This is a genomic window from Burkholderia sp. CpTa8-5, from assembly GCF_017815045.1.
Lineage (GTDB): Bacteria > Pseudomonadota > Gammaproteobacteria > Burkholderiales > Burkholderiaceae > Burkholderia > Burkholderia sola.
The window spans coordinates 37841-55032 of the sequence record NZ_JAGIQD010000002.1 but is presented as its reverse complement, the minus strand read 5'-3'; the positions used below and the strand labels follow the sequence as shown (position 1 = coordinate 55032).

Here is a 17192-nt window from a genome sequence, read left to right as displayed (position 1 = left end):
GCGGCGGCGCATCCGCGCACGAGATGCAACGGGCCGTCGATGCAGCGCATTCTGCGACGGCCGGCGACCTTCAGTAAAATGAATTTAATATCGTGATTGATTCAAAATTCTGATGAAGATCGATACGCTCGGTGTCCAGGCTTTCGTCGCGATCGCCGACGGCGGCAGCTTCCGGCAGGCAGCCGATACGCTGCACGTCACGCAAACGGCGATCACGCAGCGGCTGCGCAAGCTCGAAGCGTATCTCGGCGTCGCGCTGGTCGAACGCACGACGCGCCGCACCACGCTGACCGAGATCGGCCGACGTTTCCTGCCGCAGGCGCGCCGGCTGCTGAACGAACTGTCCGACGCGCTGACCGAAATCCGCGAGACGGGCCTGAGCCAGCGCGGCGACGTCACGATCGCGTGCGTGCCAACGGTCGGCGTGCAGTACCTGCCGCGTATCCTGCGCGCGTTCTCCGGGCGCCGGCCGCACGATCGCGTGAAGATTCTCGATCACGCGTCGGCGTCGGTGCTGCAGGCCGTGCTGCGGCGCGAGGCGGAATTCGGCATCAGCATCGCCGGCGACCAGCACCCGGAACTCGTCAGCGTGCCGCTCACGCACGATCCTTACGTACTTGTGTGCCGCGACGATCACCCGCTCGCGAAGCGGCGGCGCATCCGCTGGGCGGCGCTGCAGCCGCATCCGCTGATCTTCGCCGGCGAAGTGAGCGGCAATCGCGGGCTGCTCGAGGGCGCGCTGAAGACGAGCGGCGTGTCGCTGCATTCGTTCTACGAGGTGCAGCGCAGTTCGACGGCGCTCGGGCTCGTCGCGGAAGGGCTCGGCGCGGCCGTCGTGCCGAAGCTCGCGATCCAGAAGAACGCGTATCCGATGATCCGCACGATCGAACTCGTCGAGCCGTCGGTGTCGCGCACGCTCGTGCTTGTCACGCGCAGGAATGCGCAACTGTCGCCCGCGGCGCGCGCGCTCTACGACATGATCGTCGGGCGGGCCGCACCCTGACGATAGTGTCAGGGGTGCGTCACGAAGCAGCGCCTTCGGGGTAGTATCGCCACACGCGGTCGCGACAAACGGTGCCTACCCGGCGCCGCACGCGTCATGCCACCGCTGCAACGGCCGTTCCTCACCACCCCGCACGGAGCACTGCATGGCCTATCGCAACTACCACAAGCGCAAGATTGCAGACCGGGAACTCCATCCCGAAACCCAGATGATGTCGTACGGCTACGATCCGTTCCTGTCGGAAGGGTCGGTGAAGCCACCCGTGTTCCTCACGTCGACGTTCGCGTTCCGCACCGCAGAGGACGGCGCCGAATTCTTCGACGTCGTGGCCGGGCGCAAGCCTTTGCCCGAAGGTGAAAGCGCGGGCCTCGTCTACAGCCGGTTCAATCACCCGAACCTCGAGATCGTCGAGGATCGCCTCGCGCTGCTCGACGATTCCGAAGCCGCCGTCGTGACGTCGAGCGGCATGTCCGCGATCGCCGCGATCCTGCTGACCTTCCTGCGGCCGGGCGACTGCGTCGTCCAGTCCGTGCCGCTATACGGCGGCACCGAAACGCTGATCTCGAAGTTCCTGCCCGAGTGGGGCATTCGCTCCGAGGTGATCGCCGACGGGCTGTCCACCCGGGCGATCGGCGCCGCGCTCGAAGCCGCCGCGCAGAAGGGGCACGTGCGGATGTGCTACATCGAGACGCCTGCCAACCCGACCAACGCGCTGTTCGACCTCGAAGGGCTGCGCAGCGAGATCGATGCGTTCGAGGCACGCCACGGCTATCGCCCGCTGTCGGTCTGCGACAACACGCTGCTCGGGCCGCTGTACCAGAAGCCGTCACGCCAGGGCATCGACCTGAGCGTGTACTCGCTGACGAAATACATCGGCGGGCATAGCGACCTCGTCGCCGGCGGCGTCACCGGCACCCGCGTCCTGATCACGAAGATCCGCTCGTTCCGCAGCACGCTCGGCTCGCAGCTCGACCCGCATTCGTCGTGGATGATCACGCGCTCGATGGAAACGCTCGTGCTGCGCATGCAGCAGGCCGCGCGCAGCGGCAGCGCCGTCGCGCGCTGGCTCGCCGACAATCCGCATCGGCCGGTGCGCGTGCTGCACCCCGAGCTCATCGACGATCCGGCCTACCAGGCCGTCTACCAGCGTCAGTGCAGCGGGCCCGGCTCGACGTTCGCGTTCATCCTCGACGGCGGCCGCGAGCAGGCATTCAGGTTCATCAACCACCTGACGCTCTTCAAGTCCGCGGTCAGTCTCGGCGGCACGGAGTCGCTGATCTGCCATCCGGCGTCGACGACGCATTCGGGCGTGCCGGCCGAGGCGCGCGCAGCGGCGGGCGTGTCGGAAGGGTTGATTCGCGTGTCGGTCGGGCTCGAACATCCGGACGACCTGATCGCCGACCTGTCGTACGCGCTGGAGCATTGCTGATACGCGTGGCATGCGCCCCGTGCGGGTTCGTACGAGGCCGGTCCCCGCCGGCGCGGGGCGGGCATTCAGCGATGCCCGCCCCGCGCCCGATGCCGACGCCCGATGCCGACGCCCGGATGCCGACTTTCGCGCTGCGCGAGCGTGCTTGCCGCGCAACGCGAACCGCTTCAAAGCACCTTGACCATGAACACGCGCGCCGCGCCTTCCGGCTCGCACGGCACTTCGCCGAACGTCTCGTAACCGTGCTTCCGATAGAAATCGGGCGCCTGGAACGAGATCGTGTACAGCACCGCACGCGCGCAACCGCGCCGCTTCGCTTCCACTTCGGCCTCGCGCAGCAATCGGCTGCCGAAGCCGCCGCCGCGCAGCGATTCGGGCAGATAGAACAGATCGATAAAGAACAGGCCGAGCGACGTGCGGCCGGTGAGGCCGCCCAATACGTCGCCGGTCGCGGGGTCGGTCACGTAAACGTCGAGCGCCGCCGTATCGGCGCGCCCCGTCATCGCGTGGTTGAATTCGCCGAGCTTGCGGCTGATGAAGTCTCGGGCGGCCGGTTGCTCGGTGTCGGTCAATTGAAGGGTAACGTCGGGATGGGCTGTCATCGAGGCGAACACGTGCATGAAAGGACCACCGGGCGCGGGGCATCCGCGACCGGCGTCGCACGACTATAGCGCGTCGTCATGATCCGTGGCGACGCGTGATGGTCGCTCGATATCGCGGGGCGTCATGCGTTCGCGCCGCTGCGAACGCCGCCTTCAAGTCGGCCATCCGGCACCGCTCGTGCGCAATCATCATCCGGTTCACGACGATCACGCCGATCGTCACGGCCGTGCTGTTGCAGCGCAAGGGCGCGTATCGGAGTGCGACCGCGCGTGCGTTCGTCGAACTGGCGCTCGCACAGGGGCGGAAAGATCGAAGAGGGAAGGCAGCGCTCGTGCGACGCGCAAAAGGCGTCCGGCGTTTCGCTCGAATGACACGCCGACGTTATGTCGAAACGATGCGAACGAAACGCGCGTCAGTTGTATCCGAGAATCGCCACCGCCGCGACCTCCGGCCGATCGAGCGTATTCCCGACGAGCGACGTCATCGGTTCCTGCAGCACGGCCTGATACGACGTCACGCGCGCCGCTTCCGGCACACCGGCATCGTCCGGCACCGGCTCGTCGAACACGGCATCGAAACCGCTGTAAAACCCCGCTTGATTCCGCGAAAAAGTCATCTCCACTCCTTTGCCTTGATATGTCGTTGATGTTCTAGCCAGCCTGCTTCAACGCCGCCGCAGGCACCGGCGCGCCGTCATGCGCCGCCTCGGACCGCGCAAGCTGCGCCCGCGTGCGCCGCGTGATGTGGATCACCGCGAACACGACCGGCGCGATCAGCAGCCCTTCCGCCAGTTCGGGATCGACCGGCAGGTTCATCACGTGCAGCGCCTTGAACGCCGCGGTCGCGAGCGACAGCACGTAGTACGAAATAGCGGCCACCGACAGCCCTTCGACCGCGTGCTGCAAATGAAGCTGGTTGCGCGCGGTGCGCTCCATGCCGGCCAAGAGCCGCGTGACGTCCTTTTCCTGCGCGAGATTCACGCGGGTGCGCAACAGGTCGACCGCGCGCGCGATCCGCGCGGCGATCTGTTCGTGACGCGCCCACACGGTGCGGCAGGTTTCCATCGCCGGCGCGAAGCGCCGCTCCATGAATTCGGCGATCGTCGGCATCCCTTCGATACGCTCCTCGCGCAACTCGTGGATGCGCGCCAGCACGAGCTTTTCATACGCGCGCGACGCGCTGAAGCGCGCGCCCGATCCCGACAACGATTCGACCCGCACCGCGAGATGCGTGAGCTTGACGAGCAGCGCCGTGTCGTCGCCATCGGCGCCGCTCGCGTCCATCCGCTGCATCAGCGCATGCAGCGCCGCGTGGATTTCGTCGAGCTCGCGGCTCATCCGGCGCGCGACGGGCAGCGCAAGCAGCGCCATCATTCGGTACGTTTCGATTTCGTACAGGCGCTGCAACAGCCGGCCGCCCTGCTCCTCGCGGAAATCGTCGTCGACCACCAGAAAACGCATGAAGCCGTCGTCGCGCACGTGCCAGTCGCAGAACACCTTGCCGCCGCCGAGCACGTTGCTGCCGACGAGCGCGGGCCCGTCGATCCAGCGGCGCAGGTCGCCGCACACGCGCCGCGCGGCGTCGCCGGACAGCAGTTCCATCCGCACCGCGACGAACCGGATACCGGCGAGCCGCGCGAACCACGCAGCCGGAATGCCGTCGATCGCGAGATCGTCGAAATAACCGGTGTCGCGACGCGGCGCGACGAACGTGAAGGTCGAGAATTCGGTGTGGCGCTCCCACTTCAGGTGCCAGCCGCACGGCGACTGCACCGCGTAGTGCGTCGCGCCTTCGTGCGGCGCGTCGATGCCGGTCTCGCGGCACAGCGCGTGCAGCAGCGTTTCGTGGATGTCGGGCTGGCCGTCCGCGTAGATCGCGTAATGCGTGAGCGACACGGCTTCGGCGAGCCGCAGAAACGGCCGGGCATGCAATTCCGCGGCCAGTGCGGCGCGCAACGGATGGTCCATCATCGATTCACCACGCTTTCCTGTTCAGTCCCGCCCGCCGGATCGTCCGGCCCGATCGCCGCGCCCCCTCGGGCGAAACGCCATCGTGATCGCACTATGGCAGACACACAGCAACAATAAAAACGCATAATGCTGATCGTTACGTTCAGTTTTCCTGATACCCATGAAGATGCTCGATCACGACGTGCTGGCCACCGTCGTCGCCGTCGCGGAAACCGGCAACATGACCCGCGCGGCCGAGGCCGTGAACCGCTCGCAGTCGGCCGTGAGCATGCAGATCAAGAGCCTGGAAGACGCGATCGGCCGGCCGCTGTTCGTGCGCAAGCCGCGCAGCATCGTGCTGACGCGCGAGGGCGAGGTGTTGCTGGGGTTCGCCAGGCGAATGCTGGCGCTGCGTGACGAGGCATGGGCGGCCGTGGTGCGGCCGGAAGTGACCGGCAAGGTCGTGATCGGCGTGCCGGACGACTATGCGTCGTCGCTGCTGCCGTCGGTGCTGAAGAAATTCTCCGCGACCTACCCGAAGGTCGAGATCCAGGTGATGGGGCTGCCGAGCAGCGCGCTCGCGCCGCTGATCAAGGAGGGCACCGTCGATCTCGTCTGCGGGACGCGCATCAAGGGGCTCACCGGCGACTTCATCCGCCACGAGCCGATGGCGTGGGCCGCGATGACGAACGGGCCGCGCGTCTGGGAGGAGCGGCCGCTGCCGATCGCGGTGTTCATGCCGGGCAGCGTCGCGCGCGAGAACGCGATCCGCAGCCTCGAACGCGCGAAAGTGCCGTACCGGACGTCGTATGAAAGCCCGAGCCTGCTCGGGCTGCTCAGCATGGTCGAGGCCGGCCTCGCGGTCGCGCCGCTCGCCCGCTGCGCGATCCCCGCGCAACTGTCGATGCTCGGCCGCTCGCACGGTCTGCCCGACCTGCCGCCGCTCGAGCTGATTCTCGCGCGCAGCACGAAGTCGAAACGGCCGCCGTGCGACTTCCTCGCCGAACAGTTGATGGAAGACCTGCAGCGGCAGACCGGGCAGACCGGCGACGCGTGAGCCCGTCGGCGGCCGCTCGCCACGAGGTCACCCATGCCCGGCCGCGCGCAACGCCGCATTGACGATGCCGGCGACCGTATCGACGAGCGCTTCCAGCGTGTCGCCATGCACGTACCGCCCGGCCGGCGGAACGTGCTCGCTGCGCCGGCCGCCCCACTGCGAGCCTGACGTGACCGACAGCGTCGCGCTGAACCGCTGGCCGTGCCGTCGGCCGAAGACGCCGATGCGCCGCTCGGCGACGTAAGCCTGTTCGGGAAGAAACAATCGGATCTCGACCGCCGCTTGATCGGGGTCGGCCGCGCACGCGTTCGCATCGAACGCCGGCGCGAATGCCTTGACGATGCGGAACGTCACGTGGGAATCCCACGCGGCAAGCGGCCCGCCGGCCGCATCGACGCGTTCGGCGTCGACCGACCACTGATGGCGATCGGGCACGCGAATCGCCTGGCGCAGCAGCACGTCCGCCGCGCGAACCGTCACCATCAACTGCCGGGCAAGCTGCCTGCCCGACGGCAACGCCGCGGTATGCGCGCGACGGGCAGCCGGGCGCGCAATACGCACTTCTTCCGTAAGGTACATAGGCCCTCCCTGTTCAGGGGTAGCGCCGCGTTCGACGCAGCGCACAAACGTCCGCCGTCACCGGCCGGCCGACAACACGGCGGCCGGCGAATCAGCAGCGGATTAGCCGAGCAATCGCCGTTCCCGATTCAACGGACGGCGGGCCGGACGCATAGTCGACGCGCGACCGGCCCGATCACCGCGTCGACTTGCTGCGCGATCAGCGTGTGCAGCGCGAAATCCAGGTCTTCCGGCGCGATGTCGAACTGCACGTGGATCACGTTGCGCACGGCGCGGGCGCTGACGACGTACACGCCGAGCGGGGAATGCAGCAACGCGGCAAGCCGGGCGTGCGCGGCGTCGACGGAGTCGGCCGTCAGCGTGACGGGCAGTTGCACGCGCGGGCGCGGCGGCGGGGACGGCACGACGTTGGCGGGCGCGCCGGCGCGCAACCGGCGGCCGGTGACATCGAACGTGGGAAAGGGATGAATGAACGTCATGGCGCGGACGGAGGCCGTCTCGGCTGTTCGACACATGCCCAGCTTAGAAGAGGCCGTATCAACGCCGTGCAAAAAAACGGGTCGGTCGTGCAAAAAACGGCATGCATGTGCAGGGATCGCGCCCCGCACGTCGCGCTTGCGCCGTCGGGCAATCCCTTCGACGCCGATCAGCCGTTTGGTGGACGCGGCCCGCCGGGTTCGCGGCGATATGCTGGGTGCTTTCCACTCGTCGCCTGCAGCCATGATCGTCCAGCGTGTCGATCTCAGTCGCGTCCTGCCATACGAGATGCCGTACTTCGACGATCGGCTCACGGTCGATCGCAACGATCTGGATATCGCCGCGCGCCTCGGCCTGGACGGCGACGTGCCGGACGAACTGCCGGTTTCGCTGTGCGGCACACCTGCCGGGTCGGATATTCAGGTGTATCTCGATAGCACGAATCGACTGACATTCTCCGTCACCCATCCGGGACTGATCCGATCGGAGAACCGCCTATCCGTGCTTCAAACCCACGACGCGTCCCTACCCGAACTCGGGGCCGTCGATCTCGCCGATAACGCTGTCGTCGGGCTCGGTGCGGCGATGCCGTGGCGGATCGTCAGGGCGTGCGACAGGTTGAAAATCGCGCGGATCACCGCATTCGCAATAGGCGGCCGTAAAGCACCACCCGAGCCCGGTGGGCGTCGGCTGTGCGGGTATTACGCGTGGCCACGATTGGGTTTCGATGCGCCCATTCCCGGCCCGCATGGCGACGAGGCCGCATTGTTCCAGTATTTTCAGGGCTATCGGTCGGGCTGGCCGACGGATCGCTTCGGTCTCTGCGTGCGCTTTACGCGACGCGCTCCGGGCGAGACTTCTGGCGCGCGCGCCGGATCGCATCGCGTGATGACGTTCAACGTTGCGCCTGATGGCGCGTCCGTCCTGGCGCTGCAACGATACTTGATCGAAAAAGGGATATACGGACGACTCAGAAACACCGTTCAATCGCCGGATTCCGGATCACGAAGCCCACGGCCGGACGCCGTCGCGCGCCGAACGCCAATCGTCCCATTCGCTTCTCGCAGTTCAAGCCACTCATTGCCGGGCTCGTCACGCACGAACGTCGTGATGGACACACGCATGCTTCAAATACGGCTACCGTCGCGCGCGATACCCTGCCGGTTCTCCACTCGCCTGCGCCACCGCAACGAAAAGTCTTCGACGTGCGGCCGATCGACCGATCGAAGAGCACGCTGAGCGTCATCTCGGTAGCCGACGCGGAAGCACGTTGTCGCCGGGAAACGCTCCTGCACTTCGGGTGGGAGCCGGACCAGTAACGCGTCGCAACCACGGGCAGCCCCTGACCGCAGCCGCGGTAACGGCGAAGGCCGCACGCGTGCCCCGTCAACCATGACAGGTCAGCAGCCGGCGATCCGCCGATACACTGTGGCCCATCCCGACGGCTGCAATAGACCTCATTTCCGATGCCGGCCGTCGCTTCGATTGCGCACGAGCCTCGCGCTTCCCGCCCATCCCGCACACCTTCCGCATGCTTTCCAAGGAGCTGCACTTGAAACACTGGCGCGACACGCTGTTCGTCTTCGCCGGCCTGCTGGCCGCCGCGTCCTCTCACGCCCATCCCGTCTGCACCGTCGTCGCCGACGCGGCCACCGGCAAGATGCTCGTGCAGCACGGCGACTGCACGACTCGCGTGACGCCGGCATCGACGTTCAAGGTCGCCATCAGCCTGATGGGCTTCGACGCCGGCGTGCTGAAGGACGCGCACACGCCCACGCTCGACTTCCACGCCGGCTACCCGGACTGGGGCGGCGCGCCGTGGCGCGAACCGACCGACCCGGCGCGCTGGATGAAGCTGTCGATCTTCTGGTATTCGGAGCAGGTCGCGCAGGCGCTCGGGCAAGGACGCTTCCAGCAGTACACGAGCGCATTCGGCTACGGCAACGCCGACGTCACCAGCCAGCAGGGCGAACTCCCCGGCGTGATGGGCGCATGGGTCAATTCGTCGCTACGGATCTCGCCGCTCGAACAGGTCGCGTTCATGCGCAAGATCGCGCAGCGGACGCTGCCCGTCAGCGCACACGCATACGACATGACCGAGCGCATCACGCTGATCGACGCGCAACCGGGCGGCTGGACCGTGCACGGCAAGACCGGCACCGGCTCGCCGGGCTCCAGGTACGATGCTGCGCACGCGTACGGCTGGTTCGTCGGCTGGGCGACGAAAGGGCCGCGCACGCTGGTGTTCGCGAACCTGATCCAGGACGACGAACGGCAAACGCCGAATGCGGGCCTGCGCTCGCGCGACACGTTCCTCGCGGCGCTGCCGACGCTCGCCGAACCGGCCCGGCCACAATGAGCGCCGGTCCCCGCAATGCCCGCATCGACCTGCTGCGCGGCGTGTCGATCCTGCTCGTCCTGCTGCATCACTTCAACATCGCGTATCCGTTGCGCGACACCGCGCTCGCGCGCGTGCTCGGCTGGGACGCGGTCCATGCGATCGTGCGCAACGGCAACTACGGCGTGACGATGTTCTTCGCGATCTCGGGCTACTTGATCGCGTCCAATGCGCGCCGCCGCTGGGGCAGCCTCGGTGCGCTCGACGTGCGTGCGTTCTACGTGTCGCGCATTGCGCGGATCGTCCCGTGCCTGCTTCTGCTGCTCGCGCTCGTCGACGGCCTCGCGGCGGCTGGCGTGCCGATCTTCACGAACCATGCGCCGCAGGGCATCGCCGTGTCGTACTGGCTCGTGAACCTGGCGTCGCTCACGTTCTGGATGAACGTGTTGATCGGCGCATACGGATGGGTCAACTACGCGCTCGGCGTGTTGTGGTCGCTGTCGGTCGAAGAGGTGTTCTACCTGTCGTTTCCGCTGCTGTGCATCGCGCTGCGTCGCGACACGCGGCTGTTCGCGTTCTGGCTGCTGATTGCCGCGACCGGTCCCGTGTATCGCTACACGCATCCCGGCGACGAAGGCGGCTTCCTGTACGCGTACTTCGCGTGCTTCGACGGCATCGCGATCGGCTGCTGCACCGCGCTGCTCGCCGAACGCGCGCGCTGGCAGGGACTCGCGGCCGCGCCCGTGCAATGGCTCGCGGCAACGGCGATGACGGCGCTCTATCTCGCGTGGCCGATCGCCGAAAGCCACGTGCTCGGCGTATCCGCGATGGCGCTCGGCACGGCCGTGCTGCTGATCGGCGCGCATGCGAAACACGCATCTGCTCACGGCCGCCTGCTCGCGCCGCTGCGCCGGAGCGGCCGGCTCAGCTACGAGCTGTATCTGTTCCATCTGATCGTGCTCGGCGCGCTGCGCACGTTCTGGCCGCCGTCTGCCACGCATGGCGACGACAAGCTCGCGCTGCTGGTCGCCTATCTGGCGCTGTCGGCAGCATTGAGTGCGGTCATCGCACGCGGCTATGCGACGCCGCTCGACCGCTTCATCAAGCGGGTTGCGTCGCGGCCCGCGGTGCACGTGACGGACAGCGCGCGCGTCTAGCGCCTGCGGGTGGCGGCGAGCAAAGCAGAAGCCGGCGCGGTCAGCCTGCGTATGCGGCGGCGCAACGCACGGTCACGATGCGCGCGGGCGGCAGGTTGGCCCAGACGATCCGGCTGTCGCACGCGACGAACGACGTATCGCCCAGCGGGTGACGGCCGGGCGGGCGCAGGTCGTAGGTGAATTGAATCATCACGCCGGCGGCCGACAGCACGCGATGACATTGACCGACGATCGCCGTCACGTCCTCGCGCGGCAGCGTGCGCAGCGGCAGGCACGACACGATCGCGTCGACCGTGGCGTCCGGCGGCAACAACCGTTCGAGCTGTCGCGCGTCGCCCGACACGATCGAGATACCGGGAAAGCGTCGCCGCAGATGCCGCACGAACGCCGGCGAGCGTTCGACCACGACGAGGCGCCGCGGCGCAACGTCGCGTTCGAGCAGCGCCGCGGTGATCGCGCCGGTGCCGCCGCCGAGTTCGACGACGAGCCCGTCGCCGTCCGGCACCGTGTCGGCCATCTCGCGCGCCAGATGCCGCGAACTCGGGCACAACGCGCCCACCGCAGCCGGCCGGCCGACCCACTCGCGCACGAACAGTGCCGAGACACGCCACGCGTTCGGCCACGTCATACGCGGGCCTCGAACGCTTGCGCGGTCAGCGGCGGCGGGCCGACGACTGCGCGGGACAGGGCTACGGCGATACGGGCAAGGTTCATGCGCATCCTCCTGGGGCGAATCGATCCGCCGCAGGACGCGCGACGGTCAATCGATTCTAGGAAACGCAAACTTAAGGTGACGTGAAGATTGACCCTGATTTGCCTGACTAATTCGTGCCGGATCGGCTGCAGCGCCGTCCGGGTCTCCGCGAAATCGTCGACTGTCAGCGCCCGGCGACACAAATGGGGTCGGGACTTCGGCGCGCGATGTCCCTCTCCCGCAAACCACTATCCGCCCGCCGCATGGAGGTTGGCAGCCCAAGCCGTGCGAGAGCCGGCGGCACGGCCCGGGCTGTGAACCGCGCGCCATGCTCGCCACACGGCGCGCGACCGACCTTCACCGCAAGTTGGTTCTCGCCAGTTCGACGATTTCGTCGCCGCGCCCGCTGAGGATCGCGCGCAGCATGAACAGACTGAAGCCCTTCGCATGCGCGAGCTCGATCTTCGGCGGCATCGCGAGTTCGTACTTCGACGTGACGACATCGACCACCGCCGGCCCGTCATGCTCGAACGCCGTGCGCAACGCTTGCTCGACGTTCTCCGAATGCTCGACGCGCACGCTGAAGATACCGGCGCCCTTCGCGATCGCCGCGAAGTCGGTCGGGCTCAGGTCGACGTTCGTGTCGAGATAGCCGGCCGCCTTCAGCTCCATCGACACGAAGCCGAGCAAGCTGTTGTTGTACACGACGACCTTGATCGGCAGCTTGAGCTGGCGTGCGGTCAGCAGATCGCCGAGCAGCATCGACAGCCCGCCGTCGCCCGACAGCGACACGACCTGCCGCCCCGGATGCGCGCCCTGCGCGCCGAGCGCCTGCGGCATCGCATTCGCCATCGACCCGTGATTGAACGAGCCGTGCAGTTGCCGCTTGCCGTTCATCGTCAGGTAGCGCGCGGCCCACAGCGTCGGCGTGCCGACGTCGGCCGTGAAGATCGCGTCTTCCGCCGCGACTTCGTCGACGATCTTCGTCAGGTATTGCGGATGGATCGCGCGGCCCGGCGGCTCGGCCACCGCGAGATCGTCGAGCCCCTTGCGCGCGGCCGCGTAGTGCTTCAGCGCGTTCTCGAGGAAGCGCCGCTGGGTCTTGCGCGTCAAGCGCGGCAGCAGCGCCGCGATCGTTTCCTTCACGGTGCCGACGAGCCCGAGCGCGAGCGGCGCGCGATGGCCGAGCTGCGAGCCCTTCCAGTCGATCTGCACGACCTTCGCGTTCGACGGATAGAACGGCCGGTACGGGAAGTCCGTGCCGAGCATCAACAGCGTGTCGCACGATTCCATCGCGTGATAGCCCGAGCTGAAGCCGATCAGCCCCGTCATCCCGACGTCGAACGGGTTGTCCCATTCGACGAACTGCTTGCCGCGCAGCGCGTGCACGACCGGCGCGCCGAGCGTGTCGGCCAGCGCGACCACCTCGTCGTGCGCGCCCTGCGTGCCGCTGCCGCACAGCAGCGTGACTGCGTCGGACGCGTTGAGCAGCGCCGCGAGCCGGTCGAGATCGGCATCGGCCGGCAGGATCGACGGCGGGGCCGATTCGCTCCACGCCGGCGGCTCTTCCGGGCCGTCGCCGAGCCCGATGTCGCCCGGCAGCACGATCACCGCGACGCCGCGCTCGTCGATCGCCGTGCGCATCGCCCGCGCGAGCACGCGCGGGAACTGCGACGCGTTGGTCACGAGCTCCGCGAAGTGGCTGCATTCGCGGAACAGCTCCTGCGGATGGGTTTCCTGGAAGTAGCCGAGACCGATCTCGGTCGACGGAATGTGCGCGGCGATCGCGAGCACCGGCTGGTGATTGCGGTGGCAGTCGTACAAGCCGTTGATCAGGTGCAGGTTGCCGGGGCCGCAGCTGCCCGCGCACACCGCGAGCCGCCCGGTCGACGCGGCGTCCGCGCCGGCCGCGAACGCGGCGCTTTCCTCGTGCCGCGTATGCATCCAGCGGATCGAGCCGATCTGGCTCAGGCTGAACGACAGGCCGTTCAGGCTGTCGCCCGTCACGCCCCAGATGCGCTCGACGCCCGCTGCCGCCAGCGTCTTCGCCAGGTATTCCGCCATCGTCTGTCTTGCCATGGTGCCCTCGCTCGTTGATGGGTCGTCACACGAATGAACCGACTCCGATGGCCTCCTGTGCCACGGAACGGACGAGCATACGCGATCGTTTCGCGAGGCGTCGTGAACGTGCAACGCACTTGCGCACGTTTCGTTCGATCCCTTTCGGCGGTGTCGGGCGACTGTCGCCGTTTCGTCAGCAAGCCGGCGGTTTCGCCCGCCGACGCACATTCAGCTCCAGTCGGACGCCGACTCGTCCGGATCGACCAGCGTCAGCCCCGCCGCCGGCAGCGGCAGCGCGGTCTTGTAGCGCACCTGCTTCAGCGCGAAGCTCGACCGGATGTTCGACACGCCGGGAATCGTCGTCAGCCGCTCGATGATGAAGCGCTCGAGCGTGCGCATGTCGGGCATCACGACACGCAGCAGGTAATCGGCGTCGCCCGACATCAGGTAGCACTCCATCACCTCGGGCCGCTGCGAGATCGCTTCCTCAAAGCGCTGCAGCGCATCCTCGACCTGCTTCTCGAGGCTGACCTGGATGAACACGTTGATCCGCAGCCCGAGCGGCTCCGGGTCAAGCAGCGTGACCTGCTGCCGGAACAGCCCGAGCTTCTCCAGCGCGCGCACGCGGTTGAAGCAGGGCGTGGCCGACAGGTTCACCGCGCGCGCGAGTTCCGCGTTCGTGATCCGCGCGTTCTGCTGAAGCTGGTTCAGGATGCCGATGTCGATGCGGTCGAGCCGCCGCGGGTTTGCGCTCATGGTCGAAATATTCCGGAAGAGTGGCCATAACCGGAATATTTACACTATCCGCACGAGAAATCCCAATGAAATCAGACGCATATTTTGCAGATCGGCGGGTAGCATGATCCGACCGATTGCCACTGATTGCGCACCGCTTCGAACCGGTGCGCGGGAGACCTGCGATGACGGACCTGTCGAACGGACTCGACGCCACGCGGCGCGCGAACCTCGCGCACGCCGACGCCGACCCGGAAGAAACCGCCGAATGGCTCGAAGCGCTCGACGCGGTTCTCGCGCACGTCGGCAAGGACCGCGCGCAGTTCCTGCTCGACCGGCTCGCCGCCCATGCGCACGCGAGCGGCCTGGCGGCGGCGCGCGGGCCCGTCACGCCGTACCTGAACACGATCGCCGCACACGACCAGCCGCCCTACCCGGGCGATGCCGAGCTCGAAGAGCGGCTGTCCGCCGCGCTGCGCTGGAACGCGCTCGCGATGGTCGTGCGTGCGAACCGCGCGTACGGCGAGCTCGGCGGCCACATCGCGAGCTACGCGTCGGCATCCGACCTGTTCGAAGTCGGCTTCAACCATTTCTTCCGCGCGGCAGCGGCCGACGGCAGCAGCGAACAGGGTGAACACGGTGAACGCGGCACGGGCGGCGACCTCGTCTACTTCCAGCCGCATTCGTCGCCGGGCGTCTATGCGCGCGCGTATCTCGAAGGCTTCCTCGACGACGCGCACCTGAAGCACTACCGCCGCGAGATCGCCGGGCCCGGCCTGTGCTCGTATCCGCACCCGTGGCTGATGCCCGACTTCTGGCAGTTCCCGACCGGCTCGATGGGCATCGGCCCGATCAACGCGATCTACCAGGCGCGCTTCATGCGCTACCTGCAGCATCGCGGCCTCGCGAACACGGCCGCGCGCACGGTGTGGGGCTTCTTCGGCGACGGCGAGATGGACGAGCCCGAATCGCTCGGCGCGCTGTCGCTCGCCGCGCGCGAGGGGCTCGACAACCTCGTGTTCGTGATCAACTGCAACCTGCAGCGGCTCGACGGCCCGGTGCGTGGCAACGGCCGCGTGATCGACGAGCTCGAGGCGCTGTTCGCCGGTGCCGGCTGGAACGTGATCAAGGTGTTGTGGGGATCCGACTGGGATCCGCTGTTCGCGCGCGACCATGCGGGCGCGCTCGCCCGCGCGTTCGCCGACACCGTCGACGGCCAGTTCCAGACCTTCTCCGCGAACGACGGCGCGTACAACCGCGCGCGCTTCTTCAGCCGCGACCCGGCGCTCGACGCCCTCGCCGCGCAGCTCACCGACGCGGAAATCGATCGCCTGCGCCGCGGCGGCCACGATGCACGCAAGCTGCACGCCGCGTATGCGCGCGCACTCGCGCATCGCGGCCAGCCGACCGTGATCCTCGCGAAGACGATGAAGGGCTACGGAATGGGCACGGCCGGCCAGGGCCGGATGACGACCCACCAGCAGAAGAAGCTCGACGTCGACGACCTGAAGGCGTTCCGCGACCGCTTCCGGCTGCCGCTGTCGGATCTCGACGTCGAGCAGCTCACGTTCTACAAACCCGCCGAAGACAGCCCCGAGATGCGCTACCTGCACGCTCGCCGGGCTGCCCTGGGCGGCTATCTGCCCAGAAGGCGGATGGTGGCGTCGGAGGGGCTCACCGTCCCGCCGACACCGGCCTGGGGTGCGTTCGCGCTGGATGCGGCGGGCCGCGAGATGTCGACGACGATGGCGCTCGTGCGCATGCTGGCCGCGCTGCTGAAGGATCCGGCGCTTGGCCCGCGCGTCGTGCCGATCGTCGCGGACGAAGCGCGCACGTTCGGCATGGCGAACCTGTTCCGGCAGGTCGGCATCTACTCGCCGCTCGGGCAGCGCTACGAACCGGAGGATCTCGGCTCGATGCTCTACTACCGCGAGGACACGCGCGGGCAGATCCTCGAGGAAGGCATCTCGGAGGCCGGCGCGGTGTCGTCGTGGATCGCCGCGGCGACCGCGTACAGCGTGCACGACCTGCCGATGCTGCCGTTCTACATCTACTACTCGATGTTCGGGTTCCAGCGCATCGGCGACCTGATCTGGGCCGCCGCCGACCAGCGCTCGCGCGGCTTCCTCGTCGGCGCGACATCGGGCCGCACGACGCTCGGCGGCGAGGGGCTGCAGCACCAGGACGGCAGCAGCCATCTTGCGGCGTCCACGATCCCGAACTGCCGCGCGTACGATCCGGCGTTCGCGTACGAAGTCGCGACGATCGTCGATGCCGGCATGCGCGAGATGGTCGAGCAACAGCGCGACGTGTTCTATTACGTGACGGTGATGAACGAGAACTACGCGCAGCCGTCGATGCCCGACGACGATCCGGCCACGCGACGCGCAGGCATCCTGAAGGGCATGCACCGGCTGCCGTCCGGTTCGAACGCAACGGCGCACGTGCAGTTGCTCGGCGCGGGCGCGATCCTCGGCGAAGTGCTCGCCGCGCAGCGGATGCTGAAGGACGACTGGGGTATCGATGCCGCCGTGTGGAGCGTCACGAGTTTCAGCGAACTGCAACGCGACGGAATGGAAGCCGAACGGCTGTCGCGACTCGGCGACACGGCGGCCGAGCCTTATGTCACGCAGCAGCTTGCCGCGACGCAAGGCCCCGTGATCGCGGCGACCGACTACGTGCGCGCGGTGCCCGAGCTGATCCGTGCATACGTGCCGCGCCGCTACGTGACGCTCGGCACCGACGGGTTCGGCCGCAGCGATACGCGCGAGGCGCTGCGCGCGTTCTTCGAAGTCGATCGAGCGAGCATCGTGCTCGCCGCGTTGAAGGCGCTGGCGGATGACGGTGAACTCGATGAGGCAATGCTGCACACGGCGCGCGAACGGCTCGGAAAAAGCGGTGCGGCAGCCCGGCGGAGCGCCGTGGCAACGCTGAGCGCACACGCAATGTTGTCGAGCGCTTTTTCAACCGTCTCAAGAATTTTCATCGAGTCTCCACTCGACACATTTTCCGCAAGATAGTCGCGGAACACGAGCACACAATTTGAGATGATGGGCGCGCTAAAGACGCTAGGTCCGGATGCGACGGTCTCGGAATTGCTTGGTGCGACC

General features: G+C 67.6%; 14 protein-coding genes and 1 pseudogene. 7 read left to right on the top strand and 8 right to left on the bottom strand.

What is annotated here, in order from left to right; genetic code table 11:
• Positions 1-112 precede the first annotated feature (112 nt).
• Together J8I35_RS03645 and J8I35_RS03640 are read left to right on the top strand one after the other, a co-directional pair.
• Entirely contained in the window at positions 113-1003 is an 891-nt protein-coding gene (locus J8I35_RS03645; protein WP_089488966.1) for a LysR family transcriptional regulator, read from the top strand.
• Between the two features lie 145 nt (positions 1004-1148).
• Positions 1149-2432, top strand: coding sequence for a cystathionine gamma-synthase family protein (locus J8I35_RS03640; RefSeq protein WP_124654096.1), 1284 nt, complete (start codon positions 1149-1151; stop codon positions 2430-2432).
• 167 nt (positions 2433-2599) lie between these two features.
• On the opposite strand, the gene J8I35_RS03635 is transcribed toward J8I35_RS03640, so the two are convergent.
• From J8I35_RS03635 to J8I35_RS03625, 3 genes are all read right to left on the bottom strand, one after another.
• Positions 2600-3034 (bottom strand): GNAT family N-acetyltransferase, encoded by a 435-nt coding sequence (locus J8I35_RS03635; protein WP_124554320.1) that lies wholly within the window; start codon positions 3032-3034, stop codon positions 2600-2602.
• A 413-nt stretch (positions 3035-3447) separates the two neighbouring features.
• On the bottom strand, positions 3448-3651 hold the full coding sequence (locus J8I35_RS03630) for a hypothetical protein (RefSeq protein WP_124554319.1): 204 nt from the start codon (positions 3649-3651) through the stop codon (positions 3448-3450).
• A gap of 34 nt (positions 3652-3685) precedes the next feature.
• Positions 3686-5005, bottom strand: a complete 1320-nt coding sequence (locus J8I35_RS03625) for a DUF3422 domain-containing protein (RefSeq protein WP_089488962.1) — start codon at positions 5003-5005, stop codon at positions 3686-3688.
• A 160-nt stretch (positions 5006-5165) separates the two neighbouring features.
• On the opposite strand from J8I35_RS03625, the gene J8I35_RS03620 reads away from it, so the two are divergent.
• Positions 5166-6041 carry a LysR family transcriptional regulator gene (locus J8I35_RS03620; protein WP_027782171.1) on the top strand — a complete coding sequence of 292 codons (876 nt, stop codon included), beginning with the start codon at positions 5166-5168 and terminating at the stop codon, positions 6039-6041.
• A gap of 27 nt (positions 6042-6068) precedes the next feature.
• On the opposite strand, the gene J8I35_RS03615 is transcribed toward J8I35_RS03620, so the two are convergent.
• Together J8I35_RS03615 and J8I35_RS34945 are read right to left on the bottom strand one after the other, a co-directional pair.
• The gene (locus J8I35_RS03615; protein ID WP_209924524.1) at positions 6069-6620 is read right to left on the bottom strand and encodes a hypothetical protein; all 552 of its coding nucleotides are present in this window, start codon (positions 6618-6620) and stop codon (positions 6069-6071) included.
• A gap of 128 nt (positions 6621-6748) precedes the next feature.
• Positions 6749-7099 carry a hypothetical protein gene (locus J8I35_RS34945; RefSeq protein ID WP_050017652.1) on the bottom strand — a complete coding sequence of 117 codons (351 nt, stop codon included), beginning with the start codon at positions 7097-7099 and terminating at the stop codon, positions 6749-6751.
• A gap of 241 nt (positions 7100-7340) precedes the next feature.
• Between J8I35_RS34945 and J8I35_RS03605 the strand changes: the two genes are divergently transcribed.
• The 3 genes from J8I35_RS03605 to J8I35_RS03595 all read left to right on the top strand — a co-directional run bounded on the left by J8I35_RS03605 (position 7341) and on the right by J8I35_RS03595 (position 10592).
• The gene (locus J8I35_RS03605) at positions 7341-8336 is read left to right on the top strand and encodes a hypothetical protein (protein WP_245170088.1); all 996 of its coding nucleotides are present in this window, start codon (positions 7341-7343) and stop codon (positions 8334-8336) included.
• Between the two features lie 313 nt (positions 8337-8649).
• A complete protein-coding gene (gene blaOXA, locus J8I35_RS03600; protein WP_124595431.1) occupies positions 8650-9456 on the top strand; it encodes an OXA-1043 family class D beta-lactamase in 807 nt (268 codons plus the stop codon).
• Positions 9453-10592, top strand: a complete 1140-nt coding sequence (locus J8I35_RS03595) for an acyltransferase (protein WP_209924523.1) — start codon at positions 9453-9455, stop codon at positions 10590-10592. The genes blaOXA and J8I35_RS03595 overlap by 4 nt, the downstream gene beginning before the upstream one ends.
• 40 nt (positions 10593-10632) lie before the next feature.
• Here the strand turns inward: J8I35_RS03595 and J8I35_RS03590 are convergent, their stop codons facing one another.
• The 3 genes from J8I35_RS03590 to J8I35_RS03580 form a co-directional block, all read right to left on the bottom strand.
• Complete coding sequence (locus J8I35_RS03590; RefSeq protein WP_209924522.1) at positions 10633-11220, bottom strand: methyltransferase domain-containing protein; 588 nt, start codon at positions 11218-11220, stop codon at positions 10633-10635.
• Between the two features lie 423 nt (positions 11221-11643).
• Positions 11644-13365, bottom strand: a complete 1722-nt coding sequence (gene poxB, locus J8I35_RS03585) for a ubiquinone-dependent pyruvate dehydrogenase (protein ID WP_089488960.1) — start codon at positions 13363-13365, stop codon at positions 11644-11646.
• A 210-nt stretch (positions 13366-13575) separates the two neighbouring features.
• A complete protein-coding gene (locus J8I35_RS03580) occupies positions 13576-14103 on the bottom strand; it encodes an Lrp/AsnC family transcriptional regulator (protein ID WP_050017644.1) in 528 nt (175 codons plus the stop codon).
• Positions 14104-14267: 164 nt separating this feature from the next.
• Between J8I35_RS03580 and mdeB the strand changes: the two are divergent.
• A pseudogene (gene mdeB, locus J8I35_RS03575) lies at positions 14268-17016 on the top strand (alpha-ketoglutarate dehydrogenase).
• The last annotated feature ends 176 nt before the right edge of the window (positions 17017-17192 follow it).

Bases quoted from the DNA above. Each gene is read 5' to 3' on its own strand.
- J8I35_RS03640 (WP_124654096.1), top strand. From the start codon at position 1,149: ATGGCCTATCGCAACTACCACAAGCGCAAGATTGCAGACCGGGAACTC.
- J8I35_RS34945 (WP_050017652.1), bottom strand. From the start codon at position 7,099: ATGACGTTCATTCATCCCTTTCCCACGTTCGATGTCACCGGCCGCCGG.
- J8I35_RS03645 (WP_089488966.1), top strand. From the start codon at position 113: ATGAAGATCGATACGCTCGGTGTCCAGGCTTTCGTCGCGATCGCCGAC.
- poxB (WP_089488960.1), bottom strand. From the start codon at position 13,365: ATGGCAAGACAGACGATGGCGGAATACCTGGCGAAGACGCTGGCGGCA.
- J8I35_RS03615 (WP_209924524.1), bottom strand. From the start codon at position 6,620: ATGTACCTTACGGAAGAAGTGCGTATTGCGCGCCCGGCTGCCCGTCGC.
- J8I35_RS03580 (WP_050017644.1), bottom strand. From the start codon at position 14,103: ATGAGCGCAAACCCGCGGCGGCTCGACCGCATCGACATCGGCATCCTG.
- J8I35_RS03595 (WP_209924523.1), top strand. From the start codon at position 9,453: ATGAGCGCCGGTCCCCGCAATGCCCGCATCGACCTGCTGCGCGGCGTG.
- J8I35_RS03625 (WP_089488962.1), bottom strand. From the start codon at position 5,005: ATGATGGACCATCCGTTGCGCGCCGCACTGGCCGCGGAATTGCATGCC.
- J8I35_RS03635 (WP_124554320.1), bottom strand. From the start codon at position 3,034: ATGACAGCCCATCCCGACGTTACCCTTCAATTGACCGACACCGAGCAA.
- J8I35_RS03590 (WP_209924522.1), bottom strand. From the start codon at position 11,220: ATGACGTGGCCGAACGCGTGGCGTGTCTCGGCACTGTTCGTGCGCGAG.
- J8I35_RS03605 (WP_245170088.1), top strand. From the start codon at position 7,341: ATGATCGTCCAGCGTGTCGATCTCAGTCGCGTCCTGCCATACGAGATG.
- J8I35_RS03630 (WP_124554319.1), bottom strand. From the start codon at position 3,651: ATGACTTTTTCGCGGAATCAAGCGGGGTTTTACAGCGGTTTCGATGCC.
- J8I35_RS03620 (WP_027782171.1), top strand. From the start codon at position 5,166: ATGAAGATGCTCGATCACGACGTGCTGGCCACCGTCGTCGCCGTCGCG.